21 protein-coding genes are annotated in these 24,348 nt (G+C 68.4%); 8 read left to right on the top strand and 13 right to left on the bottom strand.

Going from position 1 to position 24,348, the window contains the following annotated elements:
• Positions 1–39: 39 nt before the first annotated feature.
• The gene (locus tag QM841_RS21585; protein WP_283333522.1) at positions 40–1,644 is read right to left on the bottom strand and encodes a PucR family transcriptional regulator; all 1,605 of its coding nucleotides are present in this window, start codon (positions 1,642–1,644) and stop codon (positions 40–42) included.
• Between the two features lie 140 nt (positions 1,645–1,784).
• Between QM841_RS21585 and QM841_RS21590 the strand changes: the two genes are divergently transcribed.
• The gene (locus QM841_RS21590) at positions 1,785–2,159 is read left to right on the top strand and encodes a UBP-type zinc finger domain-containing protein (RefSeq protein ID WP_105417186.1); all 375 of its coding nucleotides are present in this window, start codon (positions 1,785–1,787) and stop codon (positions 2,157–2,159) included.
• Here QM841_RS21590 and QM841_RS21595 read toward each other — a convergent pair.
• Both QM841_RS21595 and QM841_RS21600 read right to left on the bottom strand, forming a co-directional pair.
• Positions 2,125–2,898, bottom strand: a complete 774-nt coding sequence (locus tag QM841_RS21595; protein ID WP_283333523.1) for an SWIM zinc finger family protein — start codon at positions 2,896–2,898, stop codon at positions 2,125–2,127. The two genes, QM841_RS21590 and QM841_RS21595, sit on opposite strands and share 35 nt — an antisense overlap.
• A complete protein-coding gene (locus QM841_RS21600; protein ID WP_283333524.1) occupies positions 2,895–5,696 on the bottom strand; it encodes a DEAD/DEAH box helicase in 2,802 nt (933 codons plus the stop codon). The genes QM841_RS21595 and QM841_RS21600 overlap by 4 nt, the downstream gene beginning before the upstream one ends.
• Positions 5,697–5,785: 89 nt before the next feature.
• Between QM841_RS21600 and QM841_RS21605 the strand changes: the two genes are divergently transcribed.
• Complete coding sequence (locus QM841_RS21605) at positions 5,786–6,568, top strand: TetR/AcrR family transcriptional regulator (RefSeq protein WP_283333525.1); 783 nt, start codon at positions 5,786–5,788, stop codon at positions 6,566–6,568.
• Here QM841_RS21605 and QM841_RS21610 read toward each other — a convergent pair.
• Complete coding sequence (locus QM841_RS21610; protein ID WP_283333526.1) at positions 6,515–8,116, bottom strand: adenylate/guanylate cyclase domain-containing protein; 1,602 nt, start codon at positions 8,114–8,116, stop codon at positions 6,515–6,517. The genes QM841_RS21605 and QM841_RS21610 overlap by 54 nt on opposite strands.
• Positions 8,117–8,152: 36 nt before the next feature.
• Here QM841_RS21610 and nucS point away from each other — a divergent pair, with 36 nt between their 5' ends.
• On the top strand, positions 8,153–8,827 hold the full coding sequence (nucS, locus tag QM841_RS21615) for an endonuclease NucS (RefSeq protein WP_105417176.1): 675 nt from the start codon (positions 8,153–8,155) through the stop codon (positions 8,825–8,827).
• Between the two features lie 16 nt (positions 8,828–8,843).
• Positions 8,844–9,170, top strand: a complete 327-nt coding sequence (locus tag QM841_RS21620) for an Rv1322 family protein (protein ID WP_283333527.1) — start codon at positions 8,844–8,846, stop codon at positions 9,168–9,170.
• Here QM841_RS21620 and QM841_RS21625 read toward each other — a convergent pair.
• Entirely contained in the window at positions 9,167–10,252 is a 1,086-nt protein-coding gene (locus tag QM841_RS21625; RefSeq protein ID WP_280784740.1) for a coiled-coil domain-containing protein, read from the bottom strand. The genes QM841_RS21620 and QM841_RS21625 overlap by 4 nt on opposite strands.
• Before the next feature lie 68 nt (positions 10,253–10,320).
• Positions 10,321–10,794 carry a methylmalonyl-CoA epimerase gene (gene mce / locus QM841_RS21630; protein WP_005248354.1) on the bottom strand — a complete coding sequence of 158 codons (474 nt, stop codon included), beginning with the start codon at positions 10,792–10,794 and terminating at the stop codon, positions 10,321–10,323.
• Between the two features lie 94 nt (positions 10,795–10,888).
• On the opposite strand from mce, the gene QM841_RS21635 reads away from it, so the two are divergent.
• The 3 genes from QM841_RS21635 to QM841_RS21645 all read left to right on the top strand — a co-directional run bounded on the left by QM841_RS21635 (position 10,889) and on the right by QM841_RS21645 (position 13,554).
• Positions 10,889–12,082 (top strand): acetyl-CoA C-acetyltransferase, encoded by a 1,194-nt coding sequence (locus QM841_RS21635; RefSeq protein ID WP_283333528.1) that lies wholly within the window; start codon positions 10,889–10,891, stop codon positions 12,080–12,082.
• Positions 12,083–12,146: 64 nt separating this feature from the next.
• Positions 12,147–12,518, top strand: a complete 372-nt coding sequence (locus QM841_RS21640) for a DUF3817 domain-containing protein (RefSeq protein ID WP_283333529.1) — start codon at positions 12,147–12,149, stop codon at positions 12,516–12,518.
• A 118-nt stretch (positions 12,519–12,636) separates the two neighbouring features.
• On the top strand, positions 12,637–13,554 hold the full coding sequence (locus tag QM841_RS21645) for a tetratricopeptide repeat protein (RefSeq protein ID WP_283333530.1): 918 nt from the start codon (positions 12,637–12,639) through the stop codon (positions 13,552–13,554).
• Positions 13,555–13,609: 55 nt separating this feature from the next.
• Here the strand turns inward: QM841_RS21645 and QM841_RS21650 are convergent, their stop codons facing one another.
• From QM841_RS21650 to QM841_RS21665, 4 genes are read right to left on the bottom strand one after another with little or no spacing between them, the layout of a single operon-like run.
• Complete coding sequence (locus QM841_RS21650) at positions 13,610–14,923, bottom strand: MFS transporter (RefSeq protein WP_105417168.1); 1,314 nt, start codon at positions 14,921–14,923, stop codon at positions 13,610–13,612.
• A gap of 5 nt (positions 14,924–14,928) precedes the next feature.
• Entirely contained in the window at positions 14,929–16,077 is a 1,149-nt protein-coding gene (gene dgoD, locus QM841_RS21655; RefSeq protein ID WP_283333531.1) for a galactonate dehydratase, read from the bottom strand.
• A gap of 53 nt (positions 16,078–16,130) precedes the next feature.
• The gene (locus QM841_RS21660; protein ID WP_283333532.1) at positions 16,131–16,757 is read right to left on the bottom strand and encodes a 2-dehydro-3-deoxy-6-phosphogalactonate aldolase; all 627 of its coding nucleotides are present in this window, start codon (positions 16,755–16,757) and stop codon (positions 16,131–16,133) included.
• Positions 16,754–17,764, bottom strand: a complete 1,011-nt coding sequence (locus QM841_RS21665) for a 2-dehydro-3-deoxygalactonokinase (protein ID WP_283333533.1) — start codon at positions 17,762–17,764, stop codon at positions 16,754–16,756. The genes QM841_RS21660 and QM841_RS21665 overlap by 4 nt, the downstream gene beginning before the upstream one ends.
• A gap of 51 nt (positions 17,765–17,815) precedes the next feature.
• On the opposite strand from QM841_RS21665, the gene QM841_RS21670 reads away from it, so the two are divergent.
• Positions 17,816–18,601, top strand: coding sequence for an IclR family transcriptional regulator (locus QM841_RS21670; RefSeq protein WP_349307414.1), 786 nt, complete (start codon positions 17,816–17,818; stop codon positions 18,599–18,601).
• 34 nt (positions 18,602–18,635) lie between these two features.
• Here the strand turns inward: QM841_RS21670 and QM841_RS21675 are convergent, their stop codons facing one another.
• From QM841_RS21675 to QM841_RS21685, 3 genes are read right to left on the bottom strand one after another with little or no spacing between them, the layout of a single operon-like run.
• Positions 18,636–20,057 (bottom strand): neutral zinc metallopeptidase, encoded by a 1,422-nt coding sequence (locus QM841_RS21675; RefSeq protein ID WP_283333535.1) that lies wholly within the window; start codon positions 20,055–20,057, stop codon positions 18,636–18,638.
• Between the two features lie 46 nt (positions 20,058–20,103).
• Positions 20,104–22,302: a 1,4-alpha-glucan branching protein GlgB gene (gene glgB / locus QM841_RS21680; RefSeq protein ID WP_283333536.1), complete on the bottom strand. Its 2,199-nt coding sequence runs from the start codon at positions 22,300–22,302 to the stop codon at positions 20,104–20,106.
• Complete coding sequence (locus QM841_RS21685; RefSeq protein WP_283333537.1) at positions 22,302–24,320, bottom strand: alpha-1,4-glucan--maltose-1-phosphate maltosyltransferase; 2,019 nt, start codon at positions 24,318–24,320, stop codon at positions 22,302–22,304. The genes glgB and QM841_RS21685 overlap by 1 nt, the downstream gene beginning before the upstream one ends.
• Positions 24,321–24,348 lie beyond the last annotated feature (28 nt).

A 24,348-nucleotide genomic window follows, 5' to 3' on the forward strand; every position in this document is an offset into this window, starting at 1 on the left:
GCATTCCAAGGCACGAACACCGATGCCGCACATGTCTTTTCACCCCGGCGCACCGCCGGCCAGGACCTGCAGTGCGCGGGACGCCAGATGCAGATTCAGGCGGGTGTCGACGCTGCGGAGGTCACGCCCGGTCAATTCGTGAATGCGGGACATCCGGTATCGCAGGGTGCTGCGATGGATCCTGAGTGCCTGTGCGGTTTCGTCGTACTTGCCACCGCATTCGAGGTATTGGGCCAGCGTGGCCGTCATCGTGCTGCGGTGTTCCCGGTCGTAGTCGAGCAACGGGCCGAGCCATTCCTGCACGAATGCCTCGACGTCTCCGGTGCTGCTGTGCGAGTCGAGGATGCGGTAGACGCCGAGTTCGTCGAACAGCGCGACGCCGCGGGGCGACAGCGACTGCTTTCTGATCTCGAGCGCCCGTATCGCGTGGGTGTACGAGTCGGGTAGGCCACTGGGGGACGTGCATTCGGATCCGACACCGATCACTCCGACCGCGGGCCCGAGCGACTTCTCCAACGCCGTGAAGATGAGGTCCACATCTGTTTTTGCGTCCATCACGGCGGCGAGGATCCCGGTTCGGTGTTCGTTACCGTGGACGAGGAGGGCCGACGAGTCGGAGGACGTCAGGTGGCGCCGTAAGGCTTCCGTGACGGACTCGACGGGTGTGTCCGGCCCCCAGTGCACTGCCAGGACGCGTTGCGGGGTGTGCAGGTCGTAGCCGAGTGCGTCGGCGCGCGAGTAAGCGCTGTCGTCGTCGGTGCCGCCGAGCAGGTCGGCGCCCAGGTCGCGGCTGAGCCGCGCCTCCGTCTCGGCCAGTGATCTGCGGTGCGACATGTCGACGGCGAGCATCGTCGCGGCGTGTTCGAGGGCCACCGTGTCGAGATCGGTTGCCCGATGTTCCGGGTCCGACAGGTAGAGGACGCCGAGAAGTGTCTGGCCGGGCCGGACTATCTGCACGATCCGATTGTCGTGCCGGAGCGGGTGCCCTTCCATCGCGGCACGGCGCAGGACGTCGACTCGGTTCCCGCCGCCGATCTTGCGGTACCGCGGGGCCTTGTCCGGGCCGGCCCAGACGCGGAGATTGCCGAAGGCGTCCTCGACTCCGACGGCGAGTCCGGTCATCAGGTGGAGTGTCTCGGCGATGGCGGTCTCGTCGGCGCCGGTCGCTGCGAGGCGCCCGAACGTGTCGTGGATCTTCGCTTGCTCCTCGAGCCGCAGGGCCCGCGCTCCGAGCGCGGTGATCTCGTCCGTGGCCTCACGTAATTGACGTTCGTGTGTGGCTGCCCGGGAGCGAAGCGATGCGGCGCGCAGGGCCGACCCGGTGTGCTGAATGAGCAGCTCGAGGAGGGTGGCCTGCACCGGGGTCGGCGGGTAGTCGGCCCGGAGGGTGAGCGACACCGGCCTCGACCACGAATCGTCGAGCAGCACGCGTTGACGCCAGACGTCGTCGGATTCGTCCGTCAGAACCGACTCGGATTCCACCGTGAAGGGACCGAGTTCAGGGAGAGCTTCGACCAGCAGGGCGAGAATCTCGTCGCGGTTCCCGCAGTCGTGCATGTGCGCGGTGACGGCCACGACCGCGGACAGGTTCGTCGCCCGCGGCGTGTGATCCACCCTCGGGTCTGGGGCTGCTTCCAGATCCATGGCTTGGAACTACCCCGTTTTGCGCCGTCGAAACCGGGACGCTGTCCGCTGAGGCCGGATTTCGGGGGATTCTTTCGTTCCGCGGTGACCATGTGGCGAGACGGATCAGCCGCCAATCTTGGTTACTGAGGGGTGGCACAATGACCCAATCCAATAATTGGCACGATCCCGATCTGAACATGATTCGCGATGTCGTCGCGCACACGTCGGACGGGTGCGAGGGCTGTCTCGCACTCGGTACCCGCTGGGAGCACCTGATGTTGTGCCTGACGTGCGGCTATGTCGGATGCAGTGACGGATCACCGATGCGGCACGCGCGACACCACGCCGAACGCAGCGGTCATCCGATCGTCCAATCGCTTCACGCGGGGGACAACTGGCGCTGGTGCTTCGTGCACGACGCCCAGATTTGCACGCCGTATCCGGCGACCGGGGCCCGGGTGGTCGCACCGAGCCTGGTGCCCGGACCGTCGGAGGACCTCAGACACGGTCTCCGTATCGCGAAATCGCAGTGACGATCGCCGACCAGACGGCGTCCGCCTGAATCTCCGGGGGAGCGTCGTCGAGCCAGCGTGGGCGCACCGGGGTTCCGCCGGAGCGCGGCGGCACCGGAAGCGGTCCGGGAACTGCGGAGTAGGCGTCCGACGCCGACACCGGGGAGTGCGAAGCGTCGAACGAGGAACGGGTCGTCTCCTCGTGTGCGCCGTGCCTGAGTTGGAGAACCTCCTGTCCCTCCCGTCCGCGCAAGAGGAAGAAGAGCAGCGGGTCCTCGTCGAGCACCCACGCTGCCTGATACAGCACCGCGGCAGCGTGACGGCACGGCACGTCCCACTCCTCGCAGGTGCACGTCGCGTCGGCATCGAACATCGACGGTACGAGTGACACGTCGACGGCAGCGAGGTCGTCGTCGAGTTCCCGAGGGAGCGTCCCACTCGACAACTGGGCGACGTGACCGCTCCGCGACGCGAGGGTGGCGAGCACCTCGCCCCACTGGCGCTCGTCCAGCTGGTCCACCCGGATCCGCACGTGCAGGCTTTCCTCGTCCGTGTGCACGTCCGCGGAGACGAGCCCGGCCGCGAACGTGAGCGGACCGACCACTCCGCCACGGGCGTAGGCGCGTCCGCGTTTCAGCGTGTCCGAGTCGAGCGCGGCGTGCTCGACGTCGTCGACCCACCGCTGCGCCCACCAGGTCTTGCCGCGGGTGCGTCGGCCCTTCTGCGCCGGGAATCGGGGAAGCGTGACGGCGTCGGTCACAGGTCACCTCCGAAGTCGTAGTCGGGGCTCAGAGCCACCAGCCGGGTGAGTTCGCGGTCGGTCAGTTCGGTGAAGGCGTCGGCGCCGTGTGACAGGACAGAGTTGGCGAGCTGCCGCTTGGAGGCGAGCATGCCGGCGATGCGTTCCTCGATGGTTCCCGCGGTGACGAGCCGGTGGACGACGACCGGGTGGGTCTGCCCGATGCGGTAGGCGCGGTCAGTGGCCTGGTCCTCGACCGCCGGGTTCCACCAGCGATCGAAGTGGACGACGTGATCGGCCCGGGTGAGGTTCAACCCGGTACCGGCGGCCTTGAGGGACAGGATCAGGACGGGGATGTCGCCGTTCTGGAAGCGTTGGACCAGCTCCTCCCGGGCGGCGACGGAAGTGCCACCGTGCAGGAATTCGCAGCCCACCCCGCGCGTCGTCAGGTGCCGCCGCAGCAGCCGCCCCATCGCGGTGAAGTGGGTGAACACCAGCGAACGCCCGCCCTCCGACAGGTTGGTGTCCACCAGTTCGTCGAGCAGACCGATCTTGTGGGAGCGGCCGGTGAGCGCGGCGTGCTCCTCGCCAAGGTACTGGGCGGGGTGATTGCAGATCTGCTTGAGGCCGGTCAGCAGCGACACGATGCTGCCGCGCCGCCCGATGCCGTCGCTCGTCTCGATCTGCTCCATCGCCTCGCGGACGAGGGCCTCGTACATTCCGGCCTGTTCCGGGGTGAGCGTGACATCCAGATCGATCTCCGTCTTCGGCGGAAGCTCGGGGGCGATCCCCGGATCGGACTTCGTGCGCCGGAGGACGAACGGCGAGATCAACGCCGCCAACTCCGCCGCGCGGTCGATTCCGTCCTCAGCGGCCGAGCCGTCGTAGCGGCGGCGGAACTGCGCGTACGGACCGAGGAGGCCCGGTGTGACGCCGTCGAGGATCGACCAGAGGTCGCTGAGTCTGTTCTCCACCGGTGTCCCGGTGAGGGCGACGCGGGCCAGGCCCGGAATCGTCCGCAGGGCCCGGGTGACGGATGCCGCGCGGTTCTTCAGGTGCTGCGCCTCGTCCGCGACGACCAGACCCCACACAGTCCGGGCGAGTACGTCGCCATCGAGCCGCATCGTCGCGTACGTGGTGAGGACGACGATGTCGCCGCCGGGTGTGACCGTCTCACCGGGCGGACGCCGCTTCGGACCGTGGTGGACGAGGACACCGGTGCCCGGTGCGAAGCGTTCGATCTCCCGTCGCCAGTTCCCCAGCAGTGACGCGGGACAGACCACCAAGGTGGGTCCAGCCGTTTCCGGCGTCTGCTGACGGTGCAGGTGAAGTGCGATGAGAGTCAACGTCTTTCCCAGGCCCATGTCGTCGGCGAGACAGGCGCCCAGGCCTCGTGACGTGAGCCCGGCCAGCCAGCGGAACCCGGTCAGCTGGTAGTCCCGCAACTGCGCGCGCAGGGCTGCCGGGGCCGGCACGGCCTCCGGATCCTGGTCGGACAGCTCACGCGCCACCGCCGCGGCCGCGCCGTAGGAGTCGACGCGGACGTCCTCCTCTCCGCGCCGGGCCCGGCCGGTCAGCGACGCCCGCAGGGCCTCGATCGACGTCATCGTTCCGGTCCGCCGCTGGAGGGTCTTTCGTATCAATGCCGAGTCCGCGACGACGTATCGGTTGCGGAGTTTCACGACCGCGCGCTCCGCCGAGACGAGCTCCTCCATTTCTTCACGGGTCAGAACGTCGTCCCCCACCGCGATGCGCCAGTCGAAGTCGAAGGCGCGGTCGCCGCCGAAAGCGGCTGCGCCCTCGCGGGACCCGGGTTCGCCGAGGATCATGCGGGTCGAGGTGCGCGCGACCAATTCACGCGGCCAATGGATCTCGACTCCTCGTTCGCGCAGCCGACGGCCGGCGTCCCCGGCGAGGGAGGCCAGGTCGTCGTCCGCGAGCCGGATGCGGTGCGGCGCCTCAGCTCGCAGCAGGTCTTCGAGCGGAGCCCAATCCTGGGCGGCGCGGCGGAGGGCGTCGAGCACCGCGATCCGGGGGTCGGAGGCGAACGCGGACTCGGCGAGCGTCGGATGCCGCCACAGGTCGACGGCGTCGCACACCACCCCGGGGCGCGCGAGACCGTGCACCTGGACCGTGGCGTCGAACTCGCTGTCCGAGAGGTCGCCCTTGCCGGGATCGACGGGGTCGATCCGCAACGACAACGCGATCGCATCGGGTGCCAGCGCGTCCGCCCAGGCCCGGAGTTCGGGCGAGGCCTCGGCGTTCCACCCCAGGTAGGGCCCGTCGTCGGCCGGCGACACGAGTCGCGGGATCGTATCGACGGCAGCGGTGAGGAAGTCGCGCAGCACGTCCGCGGCGGCGGGCAGGCGGACTCCGGCGGCGGACGGATCCCCGAGCGGAATCGCGCGCGCTTCCGGCGGGAGCGCGGCGGCCAGAAGGCGCAGATGCGACTCGTCCTCGTCGTCGAGAACGCCCAGCCGCCAGCTGTCGCGGCCACCCGGCGTGACCGCGGGAAGGACCTTGCCCGCCCCGACGTATCCGAGAGCGGTCCGGGTGCAGGCGGCCCAGAACGCGACCGATCGATGCGTTGTCTCGCCGGGTCGCAGTGCCAGGAGCATCGGCAGCGCGTCGGCGAGCGAGACGCTCTGCGTCGGAACGCGTTCCACGGTGCTTCCGATTGCCATCCGGGTGTGGGAATCGATACTCGGTGGCAGCGGCCCGTCCGGGGAATCACGCCAGAACGCCAGGCGGGAGTCGCGCGGAGGATCGGACGGCACGAAGGTGGCCGCACAGGCGGCGAGGATGGGCCCTGCTGTCACTACTGCGCCTTTCGCCTGGTTTACAGTACGCCGTACGTCAACGAGGCGGCGGACGGAATTGTTCCCGGGCGCCGTGGGAAGATCTCGGCATGGGTAGAAGCGCGACACCGGAGGGCGACCCCGCCCGCACCATGGAGCTGCTGTGGGGTGGCGGCAGTACGCCGATCTCGCGCCCCCGCAACGGGAAGCCGAGCCTGACGCTCGACCGGATCGTCGAGGCCGCCATCTCCGTCGCGGATGCGGAAGGGCTGGACGCCGTCTCGATGCGCCGGCTGGCAGCCGAACTCGGCGCCGGCGCGATGTCGCTGTACACGCACGTTCCCGGAAAGACGGAACTGGTGGAGGTGATGCTCGATCGCGCGCTGTCCACACTCGAGCCGGCCGACGACACCGATGCGGGGTGGCGCGAGCGTCTCGCGGCCGCCGCTCACGACTACTTCCAACTGCTGTGCGCCCACCCGTGGATGCTCGGTGTCGTCGCGATGAGCCGGCCGGTTCTCGGGCCCGGCGGGATGGCCAAGTACGAGCGGGAACTACGTGCGGTCGAGGGGCTGGGACTGTCGGACCTCGACATGGACTCCGTCGTCACGCTCCTCGACAGTTTCGTCGCGGGCGCGGCGCGCGCCGCGGTGGATGCGGCCGCGCTCGCCGCCCAGGGGGAGGCGGACAGTGAATGGTGGCAGCGCGTCGCCCCGCACTTCGAAAAGGTCTTCGACCCCGACCGGTTCCCGCTGGCCGCCCGGGTCGGGGCCTCCGCGGGGGAACACCACGACGCCGCGTACGCGCCCGCCCACGCCTTCGAATTCGGGCTGGCCCGGCTACTCGACGGAGTCGGCGCCCTCATCGTCGACGGCGGAACCGGCGGGGAGTAGTTCGGCGGGAACGGCCAGCGTGGTCGGTTCGACACGGCCGCGCAGGGTGACGGTGTCGGTGAGTCGCCACCGCCTGCGCTCGTCGTCGGATGCCGCGTCGATCGCCCGCTCGGACGCGACGACGTGTCCGGACACGTTCTTGGCGAGCTCGGACAACCGCGCCGCCTCGTTGACCGGATCGCCGATCACCGTGTACTCGAAACGTTCGTGGGCGCCGATGTTTCCGGCCACGGCGCGACCAGCCGCCACCCCGATTCCCGCATCGCACTCCGGTACCTCGGCGGTGAGCCGTTCGCGGAGGGCCCGAGCGGCGGACAGCGCGGCGCCTGCATGGTCGTCGAGCGCCACGGGTGCCCCGAAGATGGCCAGTGCTGCGTCACCTTCGAACTTGTTGACGAACCCGTCTCGCCGATCGACCTCGTCGACGACCACGTTGAAGAAGCGGTTGAGCAGGTCCACGACCTCCCCGGGCGACCGGGTGGCCGCGATCGTGGTGGACCCGATGATGTCGACGAACAGGACCGCCACGTCACGTTCCTCCCCGCCGAGTTCGGGGTTGTGGCGGAGGGCCTGGGACGCCACTTCCTGCCCGACGTGGCGCCCGAACAGGTCGCGGATCCGCTCGCGTTCGCGGAGTCCCTCGGCCATCCGGTTGAACCCGGTCTGCAGCGCGCCGAGTTCGGTGCCGTCGTACACGACGACCTCGGCGTCGAGATCGCCCTCCGCCACCTTCGCCATGCCCAGCGACACCGAGCGGATGGGTGCCTCGGTGGCACGGACACTGATCACGACCAGCAGCAGGCCGAAGAGCAGGATCACACCCCCCAGCGCGAGGATCGACACCGCGAGGCTGGTCGGACTCGCCGGCCGGATGAAACTGAAGATCGCGATGAGCATCAGACCGAGCACGGGAACACCCGTCCCGAGGATCCACGCCAGTGCGGTGCGGCCGGTGATGCCCAGGGTTCGGCGGGGTCGCGGTCCGTCCGATCCCAGTGCCCGGGCGGCGATGGGGCGGAGGGCGAACTCCGTCAGCAGGTAGCAGAACGCGGAGACCGTGATCCCGGCCAACGCAATCGTGAACGCGACCTTCGGAATGGTCTGGGGATCGATGATGCCGTACAAAGTCGTGAAGAACACCAGCCCAATGCCCCACAACGCCGCCTGGACACGCGTCAGACGCCACGGTGCGCGAAACGCCGCCGACCGGTCGTGGTCGGTGGGCACGTCGTCCTCCGTCGCCCACCGGAGATCCGACACCAGTCGCTTGGTGCCCCACGTCACGCCGACCAGGACCGCGCACAGCACGAACACGGGCACCGCGACGAAGTTGGCGATCACGAACTCGCTCGACCACACACTCGGGCCGGGGACCACGACACTGACGAGCAGGCAGGTGATCACCGCGCCGACCAGGTTGGTGAACACCAGCGGGGCGGTCAGCAGCAGCTGGACACGGATCCGCCGCCTGCGGGGACTCTCGTCCGGTGACCCGAGCAACCACGACCCCAGCGGGGCGACGGATCGACGGGGGCTGCGCATAGTCATTCGAGACTAGTCGGCGCGATCCCTTAGGGTGGGCGGGTGCGCCTAGTGATTGCCAGATGCCGAGTCGACTACGTAGGCCGTTTGACGGCACATCTGCCCACCGCTCGTCGCCTGTTGTTGATCAAGGCCGACGGTTCCGTGAGCATCCACGCCGACGACCGCGCCTACAAGCCGCTGAACTGGATGAGCCCGCCCTGCTGGCTCGTCGAAGACACCGTGGAAGACGCCGAAGCGCTGTGGGTGGTGACCAACAAGGCCGGTGAGGAACTGCGGATCACCATCGAGGAGATCGAGCACGACTCCCGTCACGAACTCGGTGTCGATCCGGGGCTCGTCAAGGACGGTGTCGAGGCGCACCTGCAGGAGCTGCTCGCCGAACACGTCGAAACGCTCGGCAGCGGTTACACGCTCGTCCGGCGCGAGTACATGACGGCCATCGGTCCCGTCGACCTGCTGTGCCGGAACGCCGACGGGGCTTCCGTCGCCGTGGAGATCAAGCGCCGCGGAGACATCGACGGTGTCGAGCAACTCACCCGGTACCTCGAACTGCTCAACCGGGATCCGCTGCTGGCGCCGGTGAGCGGTGTCTTCGCCGCCCAGCAGATCAAGCCGCAGGCCAAAACCCTTGCCACCGACCGCGGAATCCGGTGCCTGGTGCTCGACTACGAAGCGCTGCGCGGCACCGAGAGCACCGAGTTCCGGCTCTTCTGAGGCCTAGGCTGAACCCGTGCCCCGTCGTAAACCGCAGCGAAAGAACACACGCCGCAACGAGCCCCCGGACACGTCCGAGGGCTCGCTGTTCGGTAGTGCAATGATGCGTCAGGAATCCGGGCCCGCGGGCTTCGCCGACGAGAGCTTCATCGTGCGCACGATCCCCGGGGCCCGGGCCACCAAGTCCTACCGGTGCCCCGGCTGCGATCACGACATCCGGCCGGGGGTCGCCCACTTGGTCACTTGGCCGGCCGAATACGGCGGAGCCGAGGACCGGCGGCACTGGCACACCGGGTGCTGGTCGGGACGCAGGACCCGGGGCCTCACACGCAGGTGGTCCTAGCTTCCCGTCTTCACGGTCCGCTGATCCGCCGTCCGGTTCGCCGGGTTCTTCTCGACGGCGGACAGCACTGCAGTGTCCTCGTCGGAGTTGTCCGTCTCGTCCGCGGAGTTCTTCCCGGACTCGTTCTGCGCGGACTTCCGGTCCGCGCCACCGGCCGTTGCCGACTTGCTGTTCGTGTTCTCGGTGGAGCGCTTCTCCGAGCCCGATGCCGCGGTGTCGGGCTGCGCGTCCAATAGTTCGCTCTCCCGGTTGACCGACGCCAACATTGCGGGAACGGAATCGAGCTGTCCCCGAATCCCCAAGAGCTGCGCCAGGATCCGGCCGCGGAGTACGCGAAGTTCTTCCGCCAGTTCCTTGGCGTGGGCGATCTTGCGCTCCGACTGGTCGGTGGCCGCCTGCAGCCTGCGCTCCGCCTCGTGTGTGGCGTCCGCGAGACGACGCTGCGCCTCGGCCTTGCTGGTGGACTCGAGCTCGTTGACCGCCGTGATCGTCTTCTGGCGGCGCTCGGACATCGCGAGGTCGAAGTCTTCCTGCACCTGCGACCGACGCAGTTCGGCCTCGGCAGCCAGGCGGTCGCGCTCGGACTGAGCGGCCTCGACGATCTTCGCCGCCTCCGTGCGGGCCTTCGCCATCGTCTGCTCGTGCTGAATCTCGAGAGCGCTCCGGCGGTCTTCGAGTTCCGCGACCAGCGACTCGTACTGGCCGCGGAGCTGCGCGCCCTCCTGCTCGGCGACGGAGATCATCTCGGCGGCGTCGGCCTCGGCCTTCGCGCGCACCTCGGACGCCTCGTCCGACGCGAGCCTGAGCATGCGCGAGATGCGGTCGCTCATTCCCTCCGCGGTGGTCGGCGGAACGGACAGGCGGTCGACATCCTTGCGCAGATCGTCGATCTCGTCCCGCGCATCGTCGAGCTGCTTGGCGAGATCCCGCGCCTGCGCCGCCGCGGCGTCGCGGTCGGCGGCAGTGACGCGGAGCTCGGCGTCGAATCGCTCGAAGTAGTTGCGTACCTCGTCCCGGTCGAATCCCTTGCGCACGGTGGAAAAGGGAAGGGGGATCGAACCACGGTCCTGCTCGTTTACCATGGCCGCCAATCTACCTGGGCAAAGTAGAACTTGTCTCTGCGCCTGGTACCCGGCGGCCGGCCACAGCTCTAGTGGGTCGCCGACGGCTCGACGAGCTCGACGAGAACTCCGCCCGCATCCTTCGGGTGGACGAAATTGATGCGCGAATCGGCGGTGCCGCGGCGCGGTGCGTCGTACAGCAGCCGTACACCGCGCTCGCGCAACTGGGCGGAGATGGCGTCGATGTCCGTGACGCGGTACGCGAGCTGCTGGAGACCGGGGCCGCTGCGATCGATGAACTTGGCGATGGTCGAGTTCTCGTTCAACGGTGCGAGAAGCTGCAGCGCGGTGCTGCCCTCGGGGGAGCCGACCACGCTCAGCATCGCTTCGCGTACGCCCTGCTCCTCGTTCACCTCTTCGTGCGTCGACACCATGCCGAGGTGTTCGGAGTACCACGCGATGGCGGCGTCGAGGTCGGGAACCGCGATGCCGACGTGGTCGATGGCGGTCACCAGGTCCGAGGACAGCGGTGACGTGGTCTGGGTGGGGGAGGACTGTGTCATGCTCCCGACGTTAGCGCTACCGTTTCGGTAGTTCTCGTCGGGATGTGACTTCCGTCGCCCCGCACCTGTCTACTCGTCTCACGCGGAGGAAATCGTGACCAGTTCTGTGATCGTCGCCGGAGCCCGGACCCCGATGGGCCGGTTGCTGGGTTCGTTGAAGGATGTGTCGGGTTCGGATCTGGGTGGCGTGGCGATTCGTGGTGCGTTGGAGAAGGCGGGCGTCGCTCCCGAGCAGGTCGAGTACGTGATCATGGGTCAGGTGCTGACGGCGGGGGCGGGTCAGATCCCGGCGCGGCAGGCTGCGGTGGCCGCGGGGATCGGGATGGATGTGCCGGCCCTGACCATCAACAAGGTGTGTCTGTCGGGGATCGACGCGATCGCACTGGCGGATCAGCTGATCCGGGCCGGCGAGTTCGACGTCGTCGTCGCCGGGGGTCAGGAGTCGATGTCGCGCGCCCCGCACCTGCTGGAGAAGTCGCGGGAGGGTTTCAAGTACGGCGACGTCACGATGCGCGACCACATGGCCTTCGACGGGTTGTACGACATCTTCACCGATCAGGCGATGGGGAGTCTGACCGAGGCGAAGAACGCGGAGGACGGGCAGCGGATCAGCCGCGAGGAGCAGGACGCGTTCGCGGCAGCGTCGCATCAGAAGGCGGCCCGGGCCTGGAAGGACGGGGTGTTCGACGACGAGGTGGTGCCGGTGCCGGTGCCGCAGCGCAAGGGTGATCCGGTGCTGGTCGGCTCCGACGAGGGCGTGCGCGGCGATACGACGGTGGAATCCCTGGCCAGGCTGCGGCCGGCGTTCAGCAAGGACGGCACGGTCACCGCAGGGTCGGCGTCGCAGATCTCCGACGGTGCGGCCGCTGTCGTGGTGATGAGCAAGGCGAAGGCGCAGGAACTCGGGGTGTCGTGGATCGCCGAGATCGGCGCGCACGGGGTGGTGGCGGGTCCGGATTCGACGTTGCAGTCGCAGCCGGCGCGGGCCATCGCGAAGGCGTGCGCCAAGGAGGGGATCGACCCCAAGGAGCTGGATCTGGTGGAGATCAACGAGGCGTTCGCCGCGGTGGGGATCGCATCGACGCGGGAGCTGGGGTTGGATCCGGAGATCGTGAACGTCAACGGCGGGGCGATCGCGATGGGGCACCCGCTGGGGATGTCGGGGGCGCGGATCGCATTGCATCTGGCGTTGGAGCTGCGTCGTCGCGGCGGGGGTGTGGGCGCTGCGGCGCTGTGCGGTGGTGGCGGCCAGGGTGACGCCCTGATCGTGCGCGTCCCCAAGGCGTGACACGACGACAGTCCGTGGTGGTGTATCTCACACCACTACGGACTGTCGTAGATGGTCGGGCACAATGGTCGGCATGGCGAACGTCTTCGATCTCAGCACCACGGCCAAGCGCTTCCGATTTGTCGCAGTTCTGGAGGCCTTCACCTGGCTCGGCCTCCTCATCGGCATGGCCTTCAAGTACCTGCCCGCCGACGGCAACGAGATCGGCGTGAAGATCTTCGGCCCCATCCACGGCGGCGTCTTCGTCCTGTACCTGCTCATCTCGCTGTGGACCGCCCGCAAGCTGAGCTGGAATCTGGTCACCACCTTCTGGGCGCTCGTCGCCAGCGTCCCGCCCTTCGGCACCGTCGTATTCGAGGTCTGGGCGGCCCGCACCGGCCGGATGGGCGAACTGTCCCGGTCGAGCGCAGTGAAGAGTGAACCGTCGTTCGTCTGATCCACTCCGCGGTAGGCACGGCCCGCATTCCGGTGCGCGCTCAAATCGTGACAAACTGGTGGACGTGACTCGACCAGGTTCTCGTCCGTCAGCGCGTTCCTCAGCAGTGGCCGCAGCCATGAGCGGAGCAGTCGATCTCTCCGCCCTCAAGGAGCGTGCGGCCGCTCCGCCCCCGCCGGCGCCCGCACCCTCCGGGGACGGCGCCGCTCCGGCCGCACCCGGGAGTACCGGACTCGCCCCCGTCATCGACGTCACCGAGGCGACGTTCGAGGCGGAGGTGCTCGTCCGGTCCCAGCAGGTCCCGGTGGTCGTCGACCTGTGGGCCACCTGGTGCGAGCCGTGCAAACAACTCTCACCCCTGCTCGAAAAGCTGGCACACGAGGCCGGCGGCACCTGGGTGCTCGCCAAGGTCGACGTCGATGCCAACCCGCGCATCGCGCAGGCCTTCGGCGTCCAGTCCGTCCCGACCGTCGTCGCCATCGCCGGCGGACAGCCGCTCGCCGACTTCCAGGGCGCTCAGCCCGAACCGCAACTGCGCCAGTGGCTCGCCGCCGTCCAGCAGGCAACCGCCGGAAAGCTGTCCGGACCGCCGGCCGCGGACGGGAACGCCGACGAGCCCGAGCCGGAAGACCCGCGCTTCGTCGCCGCCGAGGCCGCGCTCGACGAAGGCGACCTGTCGGCAGCCGAAGCCGAGTTCCAGAAGATCCTCGACGAGGAACCGGCCAACGTCGAGGCGCAGGGCGCGATCCGCCAGGTGCGTTTCCTCGCCCGCGTGCAGTCCGTCGATCCCGGCGCCGTCGCCGCGGCGGACGCCGCCCCGAACGACATCGACGCCCAGCTGCAGGCCGCGGACGTCGAGGTCTATTCCCAGGCCCCGGACGCGGCGTTCGCCCGGCTCATCGGAGTCGTCGCCCGCAGCGCCGGCGACGACAAGACGCGGGTACGGACTCGCCTGCTGGAACTGTTCGAACTGTTCGACCCGGCCGAACCGGTCGTCATGACCGCGCGCCGGAAACTCGCCGCCGCACTGTACTGACGAGAAAACCGGGGCGAGTGCCGACGGCACTCACCCCGGTTTTCTCGTCCTGCGGTCAGCTCCGCACGCGCTCCACCCGTCCGACCAGGAAGACGTACGACGCGATCCCGACCGCGGTCACAACGGTCATGTAGACGAACCCCGGCGCGAAGCTGTCGTCGGTGACGAGCAACCCGATCACGATGGGTGTCGCGATCGACGACAGGTTGCCGATGAAGTTGAACATTCCACCGGTGAGCCCGAGCAGTCGTTCCGGCGCGAGTGCCGACACCAGCGACCACGTGATCGACGCGAGTCCGTTGCCGAAGAACGCGATGGACAGGAACACGATCACCATCGCCGTCGAGTCGGTGAAGTTGGCGCCGATCATCGCGACGGTCAGCAACAGGCCCACGATGATCGGGCCCTTGCGGGCGACTCCGAGAGACACCCCCTTGCGTAGCAGGAAGTCGGAGAAGACTCCGGAGAACAGCACACCCACGAGTGCCGCGACGAACGGCAGCGAGGCGAGGAATCCGGACTTGATGTAATCCATGTCCCGGTACTCGACGAGGTACGTGGGGAACCAGGTGAGGAAGAACCACAGCGTCGACGTGAGGCAGAACTGCCCCAGGTAGATTCCCCACAGCTTGCGCCGGCCGAGGACGGTGGCGACATCGTTCCGGGTCACGGCCGGACGTTCGGGCTGCTGCTCGTCCAGGAGGTCGACGAGTCCGCCGCCGTCGCGGATCAGGTCGATCTCGGCGTCGTTCGCCCGCGAATCGCGTGGCTCGCGGTAGAACGCGTACCACACGGCACCCCAGACCGCCCCGATCGTTCCGGTCACGATGAATACCCAGTGCCACGACAGCACGGACTGCAGCCAGGACAGGAACGGCGTGAGCAGGGCCAGTCCGATGAACTGCCCGGACGTGTAGAAGCCGATCACCGTCGCCCGTTCCCGCTCGGGGTACCAGGCCGTCGCGACCCGGTTGTTGATCGGATACGCGGGCGCCTCGAACACACCGACCAGCAGGCGCAACGCGATGAGCGCCACGAAGCCACCGATGACCCCCATGAACGCGGTCGCGACCGACCACAGGATGAGGCAGCCGGGGTAGAGCAGTCTCGGGGGAATCCTGTCGACGAGCCATCCACCGGGAATCTGCAGCGCCGCATAGGTCCAGCCGAACGCCGACAGGAGAAGTCCCTGCTGCGCCTTGGTGAGGTCCATTTCGTCCGCGATCGCGGGCATCGCGATAGACAGGTTCGCCCGGTCCATGTAGTTGATGACGACGGTCACGAACAGCATCACCGCGATGAGAACGCGCGCCTTCGACGCCTGCGCGGCCACCGTAGTGGACTTGCCGATCTTCTGGGTCTGCACCATTGCCCTCACCACTCCGCGAAGGATCCGTCGCTGTGGCGCCAGACCGGGTTTCGCCAGCGATGTCCTTCGGCGGCCCGTTCGATGACGTACTCCTCGTTCACCTCGATGCCCAGTCCCGGACCGGTGGGGATCCGGACCTGACCGTCCGCGTAGGTGAACACGGACGGGTCGACGAGATAGTCGAGGAGATCGTTCGACGTGTTGTAGTGGATGCCGAGGCTCTGTTCCTGGATCGTCGCGTTGTAGCAGCCCGCGTCGATCTGCAGGCACGTGGCCAGGGCGATCGGCCCGAGGGGGCAGTGCAGCGCGAGTGCCACGTCGTACGCCTCGGCCATGTGCGCGATCTTCCGGGCCTCGGTGATTCCGCCGCAGTGTGACGGATCGGGCTGGATGATGTCCACGGCCCCGGACGCGAGGACGGTTTTGAAATCCCAACGGGAGAACAATCTCTCACCCAGCGCGATCGGGATCGGCGACTGTCGCAGCACGTCGACGAAACCGTCGACGTGCTCGGAGAGGACCGGTTCCTCGACGAACATCAGCCGGAACGGTTCGAGTTCCTTCAGCAGCACCTTGGCCATCGGCTTGTGCACCCGGCCGTGGAAATCGACGCCGATGCCGATGTTCGGGCCCACTGCGTCCCGTACCGCGGCGACGTTGGCGAGGCACCGGTCCACCTTGTCCCAGGAGTCCAGGTACTGCAGTTCCTCCGTGCCGTTCATCTTCACGGCGGTGAACCCCCGGTCGACCACCTCGCGTGCCGCCTTCGCGGTGTCCGACGGGCGGTCGCCGCCGATCCAGGAATAGACCTTGATCCGGTCGCGGACGCGGCCGCCGAGAAGCTCGTACGCCGGGACGCCGAGGGCCTTGCCCTTGATGTCCCACAGGGCCTGGTCGATACCGGCAAGCGCGCTCATGTGGATGCCGCCGCCGCGGTAGAAACCCGACCGGTACATGACCGTCCACAGGTCCTCGATCTGCGTCGGATCCTGCCCGATCAGGTAGTCGGACAGTTCCTCCACTGCGGCGGCGACGGACGCGGCCCGGCCTTCGAGCACCGGTTCGCCCCAGCCGACCACGCCGTCGTCCGTCTCGATCCGCAGGAACAGCCACCTGGGGGGTACGGCGTACGTGGTGAGTGACGTGATCTTCATGAGTCCTCCTGTGCGGGGCTGTGGTGGTGGCCCCGGTGGTCGTGGGTGTCGGTTCAGGCGGCTTCGGCCGACCAGATGTTCATCAGGGTGAGGGCGCGGTCGCGGACGGTGTCGGCGCCGTCCCCGGGCCGGTACAGGCAGGTTCCGAGTCCCGCACCGCCCGCTCCCGCGGCGGCCCACTCGGCGAGGTTGGTGCGGTCGACGCCGCCGACGGGGAGCAATTCGACTTCCGTCGGCAGGACCGCCCGCCAGGCCTGCATCCCGGCTGTCCCGACCGAGTCGGAGGGGAACAGTTTGATGCTGCGCGCTCCCGCACCGACGGCGCGAAACGCCTCGGTCGGAGTGGCGGCTCCCGGATAGGGGCGCAGGTTTCGGGCAACGGCGGCGCCGATGACCTCGACGTCGGTGTTGGGGGAGACGATGATCCGGGAGCCGGCCGCTTCGGACCGGATCACGTCGTCGACGCACAGTACGGTTCCGGCCCCGACGACGCAGACGTCGCCGACGGCCGCCGCCAACCGCTCGATCGAGTCGAACGGTCGCGGCGAGTTCAGCGGGACTTCGATCGCCGTGAACCCGGCGTCCACGAGGGCCGAGCCGACGGCGACGATCTCCTCCGGGGTGATGCCGCGCAGAATGGCGATCAAACCGGTCGTGGTGGCAGTGACTGTGGTGCTCATAGTGACGCCTTCTCGGGATTCGTGGATGGCGCCGGGTCGATCAGCCCCGCATCGAGCGCCACCCGCCACAGCCCCTGTGCCGCGGCTTCCTCGGCGACGATGTCGGCGGCCACGCCGTGAACGCGCAGTCCGGCTGCGTAGCGTCGGCAGAGATCGGCGTTTCCGCACAACAGCATTCGATTCTCGGCGGTGTACTGGGGCAGGAGATGCCGGATTTCGTCGGCGATGATCACGCCGGAGACGTAGTCGGGAAGCGAGCCCGGATCGAGGAGTCCGTCGAGCACGAGCGCGCGTGCGCCGAACAGTTCGGCGGGCAGTCCGCGTGACGGCGTCGACGTTCCGGTGACGAGGCCCCGCTCGAACGCGGCATCGTCGCGCACGGCGGTGGTGGCGGTGCGGCCGAGGATGCCGTGCCGGATCACCAGGCCGTACAACTCGCCCGACATCGACGTGGCGAACGAGACGATCTTGCGGTTCTCGACTCGTGCCCACTTGGTGTGTGTTCCGGGGAGCACGATCGTCAGTGGGCGGTCGGTCGGGGGGAGCATGCCCAGTGCCCCGATGATCTGCGTCTCCTCGCCCCGCATGACGTCGCCGGCCACAGTGCCGTCGGCCGCGGGGGCGACGCGCAGGCCGGGTACGACGTGCAGAACTCCGCGTGGATGGGGGACCGTGGTCAGGTCGTCGGCGCCGATCGCGAGATCGGTCGGTGTGGTCAGATAGCCGGCTTCACGCCAACCCTGGGCGCTGCCGACCATGCCGCACGCGATCGCCGGGAGATCGGGGGTGGCCACGATCCAGTCGCCGCAGGCCTCGTCGAAGGCGGCTTCGTAGGCACGGGTGCGCGATGCGGGGTCGTCTCCGGTGGTGCCGAGCAAGCCGAAGTCCGGCCGGCGAACGTCCAGAATGCGGCCGTCGTCGCCGAGGAGCCAGGCGCGCTGTGACGACGTGCCCCAGTCGAGGGCGATCAGCCGCGGTGCCGAGGGGGCGGGGGTGTTCTGGATCACGCGAACCACTATCGGACGCGAATCCCATAATGACGAACACGGTCCCTATATGTGGGACAGTGGGGTGTGGCGATTCCTCCGTACGACATTCCACCCGGCACGCAGACGCTCGCCCGAGGGCTGGCGGTGGTCCGTGCCGTCTCCGACGGCGCGCAGGATCTCCGCGCGGTCGTCGAGAGCACAGGGCTGGGGCGCAGCACCGCGCACCGTCTCGTGCAGTTGCTGGTCCACGAGGGCTATCTCCGGAGCGGAAGCCGCGGCTACACCCTCGGCCCGACGTTGATCGAACTGGGGTTCAAGGCGTTGCACGGTAACCCGCTGCCCGTCGTCGCGCGCCCGATCCTCGAGGAGCTGTCGGCGCACGTCCACGACACCGTGCACCTGGCGGTCGAGGACGGCGGTTCGGTGCTGTACCTCGACAAGTTGCCGGGGTCGCGGGGTGCCGAGATGCGCTCCCGCATCGGGCACCGCATGCCGCTGACCCGCGCCGGGGTCGGAAAGGCTCTACTGCTGGATTCCGCCGAGCGCTGGGATGCGCTGTACGAGAGCGACGCCGCGCAGGGACCGCGGCCGCCGGGCTCCCGCGGATCGGCGGACTTCCGCGCGCGCATGCAGGACTACGCGCGGAGGGGCGCGGCGATGGACCTCGAGGACAACGAACCCGGAATCCGCTGCGTGGCGGCGCCGGTGCGGGACGCGTCGTGCGCGATCGTCGGTGCGATCAGCGTGTCGGCCACGAGCCCGTACATGCCCGACGAGCGCATGCGCGGACTCGTTCCGGTCGTGTGCCGGGCCGCCGGGCGGATCTCCGCGGCGCTCGGCTACCGGGAGATCTGACGCAGCGGTCGGGGGACGTCACGTGGTGGGACGGTCAGCGGTACCGGCCCTCGCAGGCCTGCTCACCGCCGAGCACTCCGGTGCGGAACGCGTCCACCCGGGAGAATCCGCTCGGCACGGTCTCCCCGTTGACGTCACTGGCCGCGAGTCCGTCGGTGAGCAGCCCCGACACGGCCTCGTCGAGGTCGCCCGGGGACAACCACACGCTGCCCGCCTCCAGGGAAGCGGGACTGTCCGGGCTCAACGCGCTGGTGACGACACCGGACAGGCAGGCGGCTCGCAGCGCGGTCTGGGGTGAGTGCAGATCGTTACCCCGGTCCCGCTGCAACGCCAGGGTGTACCGCGACGCGAGCAGGACGTACGCGTTGTAGTCGCCGGTGAGTTTGGTCTGGAACAGTTCCCGCCTGCCCGGGCGGCCCGGTGTGCCGCGTTCGGCGAGGGCGTCGACACTGACCCCGATCGTGTTGGTGGCCGGGCAGTACGACACCGGTTCGGTCGCGTCGGCGTCGGGGCAGTCGAGGTCGGCGCCGTCGAGTTGCAGCGTGGGGGGATCGCTGAGATCGAAGATCTGCTGAAAGGACGTGAAGAACGCCTCGAGCGACTCCTCGGTGACGGGGAGTTCGCCGTCGTCGCTCTCGTCGTCGAACCGCTGAGGCAGATCCGCGCGACGCGAGACGATCTCCTTCTCGTCGATGCGCGTGCACGGCGCCGGACCGTCCGTGAAACCGATCTGGGTGGCGGTGACACGTTCGAACGCCGAGCCGTGCACGTTGTCGGGATCGTTCGGGTCGGTGTCCCCGATGGCGACCGCGGACGCCAGTACCTTGTTCAGCCCGTCCGACGTGTTCAGCGTGAAGTGGGTCGCCTTGTCTTCCGCGATGTACCGCATGAACGCCCCCGCGAAGCAGTCGGCCTGCTGTTCCCGCACGATGCCGCCGCCCACGTTCTCGTCCGCGATTCCCGCCTTCGTCTGCACGGCGTGCCCGTACTCGTGCGCCAGAACGAAGACGGCCGCGACGACACCGAACTTCTCCACCACCTCGGGCAGCAGCAGCGCCCGGTCCCAGCCGATCGTGTGGTCGGTGCTGCAGTAGCCGGCGTTGAGGAGTTCCTCGGTGCGGTCCCCGCAGAAGCGCGGGCCGTCGGAGTCGCGCGGATCCCAGGAGATCAGTTCCTCGACCGGCTCGAAGTTGCGCTGGAACAGCGCGGGGAACTCGGTGCGCCAGTAGTCCTCGATGTCGCTGACCGCGTTGGCGGCCATCGTGTCGATGTCACCGCCGTCGGTGCCGGTGACGGGGAGGTCGGCGTCGGGCACGCTCTTGCGGGCACCGCTCGGACCCGACGTGGCATCGAGTCCCGCCACCTTGAACGGATCGTCGTAAATGGACGCGGCCTCACCGTCCACCGAACGCGTGCACCCGGACAGGACGACCGCAGTCACGGCCAGAACGCCCATGCTCGCAGCCCACTGCCGACGTCGGGTCAGCAAGGCCGTGCCTTCATCAACGCTCCAGACTCATCCAGATCGCGCCGTTCGCGGGCAGTGCCACCTCGGCAGAGGCGGGACGGCCGTGCCACGGCTGCGAAGTTGCCGTCACCGCACCGAGATTTCCCCAACCCGATCCCGCGTAGATCTCGGCGTCGGTGTTGAGAATTTCACGCCATTCGCCCCGTTCTGGCAAGCCCACACGATAATTCGCGTGCGGGGAACCCGAGAAATTGAACAGGCAGGCCAGGATCGACCCGTCGGTGCCGTAGCGCAGGAAGCTCAGGACGTTGTTCGCGGTGTCGTTGGCGTCGATCCAGGAGAACCCGCCCGGCGAGGTGTCGAGAGTCCACAACGCCGGGTGTTCGCGGTAGGTGGCGTTGAGGTCGTGGACGAGCCGGAGCAGACCGCGGTGGAAGCCACCGGTGTACGGGTCGTCCAGCTGGTACCAGTCGAGTCCGCGCTCCTCGGACCATTCCGCGGTCTGTCCGAATTCCTGACCCATGAACAGCAGTTGCTTGCCGGGGTGCGACCACATGTACGCCAGCAGGGCACGAACACCGGCGGCCTTCGCGTAGTCGTCGCCGGGCATCCGCGTCCACAGCGTGCCCTTGCCATGCACCACCTCGTCGTGACTGATGGGCAGCAGATAGTTCTCGCTCCACGCGTACATCAGGGAGAACGTGATCTCGTGATGGTGATAGCTGCGGTGGACGGGATCGTGCGCCATGAAACCGAGGGTGTCGTGCATCCACCCCATGTTCCATTTCATGTTGAAACCGAGACCACCGACGTTGGTCGCGCGGGTGACACCCGGCCACGCCGTCGACTCCTCGGCGATGGTGACGACCCCGCGGTGCTGCTTGTGGACCGTGGCGTTGGTCTCCTGCAGGAAGGCGACGGCCTCGAGGTTCTCCCTGCCGCCGTGGATGTTCGGCGTCCAACCGCCCTCCGGCCGCGAATAGTCGAGGTACAGCATCGACGCGACCGCGTCGACGCGCAGACCGTCCACGTGGAACTCGTCGAGCCAGTACAGCGCGTTCGCGACGAGGAAGTTGCGCACCTCGCGGCGCCCGAAATCGAACACATATGTTCCCCAGTCGAGTTGCTCGCCGCGCTGGGGGTCGCTGTGCTCGTAGAGCGGTGTGCCGTCGAAACGTGCCAGCGCCCACTCGTCCTTGGGGAAGTGCGCGGGAACCCAGTCGACGATGACCCCGATGCCGGCGGCGTGCAGATGGTCGACGAACCACCGGAAGTCGTCGGGGGAGCCGAATCGTGAGGTGGGCGCGTAGTACGACGTGACCTGGTACCCCCACGAACCGCCGAACGGGTGCTCGGCGACCGGCAGCAGTTCGACGTGGGTGAATCCCGTCTCGGTGAGGTGGGTAGCGAGTTGTTCGGCCATCTCGCGGTAGTTCAGCCCGGGCCGCCACGAAGCGAGGTGGACCTCGTACACGCTCATCGGGGACTGCGCCGGCTCGGTGGCCGCGCGCTGCGCCAGCCATTCGGCGTCGTTCCATTCGTACGTGCTCACCGACACCCGGGACGCGGTGGCGGGCGGGACCTCGGTCGCGAAGGCCATGGGGTCGGCCTTGTCGCGCACACTGCCGTCAGGCCCGTGGACCCGGAACTTGTACAGGTCGCCGACCTCGATACCGGGAACGAACAACTCCCACACCCCGGTGGAGCCGAGTACCCGCATCGGGTAGTTCCGCCCACTCCACCCGTCGAAATCGCCGATCACACTCACTCCGCGGGCATTGGGAGCCCACACGGCGAACGAGGTGCCGGTGACGGTGCCGTCGGGGGTGTCGTAGCGGCGGCGGTGCGCGCCGAGGATCTCCCACAGCCGCTCGTGCCTGCCCTCACCGAACAGGTGCAGGTCGAGTTCCCCCAGCGTGGGCAGGAATCGGTACCCGTCGGCGGAGACGTCGTTGTGGCCACCCGGCCACGTCGTGGACAGCCGGTAGTCCATCAGATCCCGGTACGGGACGAGTGCCCCCCACACACCGTGCGCGAGGTGCTCCAGCGAGAAGCTCGTCCCCCCGATGACGGCGTCGACGGCCTCGGCGTGGGGGCGCAGTGCGCGGATCACCGTGCCGTCGGGGTGCGGGTGTGCGCCCAGGATCGAGTGCGGGTTGTGGTGCTCGCCCCGGGACAGCAGGTCGAGGTCGGCGGCGTCCGGTGCGATGGCGACAGGCGGTTCGACGGTCACTATGTACCTCCGCGGTAGGCCAGCTTCGTTCTGGCCGGATAGGGGATCGACGGTAATGCCAGGATATGGGCCACCGAACGCCAGGGTTCCAGGCGCACGAAGTTGGTCTGCCCCCAGTGATACTGCTCCCCGGTGACCTCGTCGAGCACGGTCAGGTGGTCGTGCCAGTCGCGGCCCAGCGCGGGCATGTCCAGCCACACGTTGCCCTGCTCGGCGCCGTAGGGGTTGAGGTTGATCACCGTCAGCACGGCATCCCCGGTGGTGGCGTCGAACTTGGAATAGGCGATCAGGGCGTCGTTGTCGACGTGGTGGAAATGGATGTTGCGCAACTGCTGCAGCGCCGGATGCTGCCTGCGGATCCGGTTGAGCGCCGTGATCCACGGTTCGAGGGACTCGCCGCGCGCGGCGGCGCCCTCGAAGTCGCGGGGACGCAGCTGATACTTCTCCGAGTCGAGGTATTCCTCACTGCCCGGTCGGACCGGAACGTGTTCGTACAGTTCGTATCCCGAGTACACCCCCCACGAGGGGGACAGTGTGGCCGCCAGGGCGGCGCGCAGGGCGAACATTCCCGGGCCGCCGGTCTGCAGGCTCTCGTGCAGGATGTCCGGGGTGTTGACGAAGAGGTTCGGGCGCGCCTCGTCGGCCTTGGCGGCGATCTCCTTGCCGAACTCCGTCAGCTCCCACTTGGCCGTCCGCCACGTGAAATACGTGTAGGACTGGGTGAAGCCGCGGCGGGCGAGACCGTACAACCGTGCGGGACGGGTGAACGCCTCGGACAGGAACAGGACGTCCGGATCCGACTTCTTGACCTCGGCGATCAGCCACTCCCAGAAGTCCGGCGGCTTGGTGTGCGGGTTGTCGACCCGGAAGATCTTGACGCCCGCCGCAACCCAGTGCCGGACGACCCGCAGGACCTCCGCGTAGATGCCGTCGCGGTCGTCGTCGAAGTTGACCGGGTAGATGTCCTGGTATTTCTTCGGCGGGTTCTCGGCGTAGGCGATGGTGCCGTCGGGGAGCACTGTGAACCATTCGGGGTGCTTCTTCGCCCACGGATGGTCCGGCGCGGCCTGCAGGGCCAGGTCGATCGCCACCTCCATGTGCAGCTTCCGGGCGGCAGCGATGAACGCCTTGAAATCGCGCATCGTCCCGAGCTGCGGATGAATCGCGTCGTGGCCGCCCTCGTCCGAGCCGATCGCCCACGGCGAACCGACGTCGTCGGGGCCGGGGGTCAGCGTGTTGTTGGGGCCCTTCCGGTTGATCTTGCCGACCGGATGGATCGGTGGGAGGTACACCACGTCGAATCCCATCGACGCGATGCGCGGAAGTGCGGCCACGGACGTGGCGAACGTGCCGTGCCGGGGCTTGCCGTTCTCGTCCCAGCCGCCGGTGGACCGCGGGAAGAACTCGTACCACGACCCGAACAGGGCACGCGTGCGATCGACGAGCACGGTGTGCGGTTCGCTCTTCGTGACGAGATCGCGCAGCGGATGTGCGCGCAGCAGTTCGGTGACGTCCGACCCGAACGCCGGGGCCACACGTTCGGAGAGGTGACGGTCGGAACGCAGCGACGCCGCGACCCCGGCCAGCCGCGAGCGGTCCGCGCGGGGGACGCCCTTCGCGGCACGCTCGAACAACTGCGCACCGATCTCGAGGTCGTTGGCCAGTTCGGCCGGCCCCTGTCCCACCGCCAGCTTGGCCTCGACCGCGTGCTTCCACGTGGTGACCGGATCGCTCCAGGCCTCGATCCGGAACGTCCAGACGCCCTCGCCGGTCGGGGTGAAGGAACCGTCGACGGTGTCGGGCACCGGACCTCCGGTCATCGGAATGCGGAAGGTCGCCGAGCCGCCCGACGCGGCACTGCGCGGTCCCCGCACCGCGAGCGTGGCGGCCACGGCGTCGTGACCTTCACGCCACACGGTTGCCCGGACGGGAAACACCTCACCCACAACGGCCTTGGCGGGATACCGACCGCACCCGATGTTCGGTTCCACGTCGTCGATACCGAGTCGACCTGTCACGCTGGGCTCCGTTCCATAGCCGGAAGTT

Source organism: Rhodococcus sp. IEGM 1307 (genome assembly GCF_030056915.1).
Taxonomy (GTDB): domain Bacteria; phylum Actinomycetota; class Actinomycetes; order Mycobacteriales; family Mycobacteriaceae; genus Rhodococcus_F; species Rhodococcus_F opacus_D.

Excerpts from the sequence above, each read along its gene's own strand:
- dgoD (WP_283333531.1), bottom strand. The coding sequence starts at position 16,077 with ATGAAGATCACGTCACTCACCACGTACGCCGTACCCCCCAGGTGGCTG.
- QM841_RS21640 (WP_283333529.1), top strand. The coding sequence starts at position 12,147 with ATGGTCGGCATGGCGAACGTCTTCGATCTCAGCACCACGGCCAAGCGC.
- QM841_RS21590 (WP_105417186.1), top strand. The coding sequence starts at position 1,785 with ATGACCCAATCCAATAATTGGCACGATCCCGATCTGAACATGATTCGC.
- QM841_RS21650 (WP_105417168.1), bottom strand. The coding sequence starts at position 14,923 with ATGGTGCAGACCCAGAAGATCGGCAAGTCCACTACGGTGGCCGCGCAG.
- mce (WP_005248354.1), bottom strand. The coding sequence starts at position 10,794 with ATGACACAGTCCTCCCCCACCCAGACCACGTCACCGCTGTCCTCGGAC.
- QM841_RS21585 (WP_283333522.1), bottom strand. The coding sequence starts at position 1,644 with ATGGATCTGGAAGCAGCCCCAGACCCGAGGGTGGATCACACGCCGCGG.
- QM841_RS21610 (WP_283333526.1), bottom strand. The coding sequence starts at position 8,116 with ATGACTATGCGCAGCCCCCGTCGATCCGTCGCCCCGCTGGGGTCGTGG.
- QM841_RS21605 (WP_283333525.1), top strand. The coding sequence starts at position 5,786 with ATGGGTAGAAGCGCGACACCGGAGGGCGACCCCGCCCGCACCATGGAG.
- QM841_RS21675 (WP_283333535.1), bottom strand. The coding sequence starts at position 20,057 with ATGGGCGTTCTGGCCGTGACTGCGGTCGTCCTGTCCGGGTGCACGCGT.
- QM841_RS21645 (WP_283333530.1), top strand. The coding sequence starts at position 12,637 with ATGAGCGGAGCAGTCGATCTCTCCGCCCTCAAGGAGCGTGCGGCCGCT.
- QM841_RS21660 (WP_283333532.1), bottom strand. The coding sequence starts at position 16,757 with ATGAGCACCACAGTCACTGCCACCACGACCGGTTTGATCGCCATTCTG.
- QM841_RS21625 (WP_280784740.1), bottom strand. The coding sequence starts at position 10,252 with ATGGTAAACGAGCAGGACCGTGGTTCGATCCCCCTTCCCTTTTCCACC.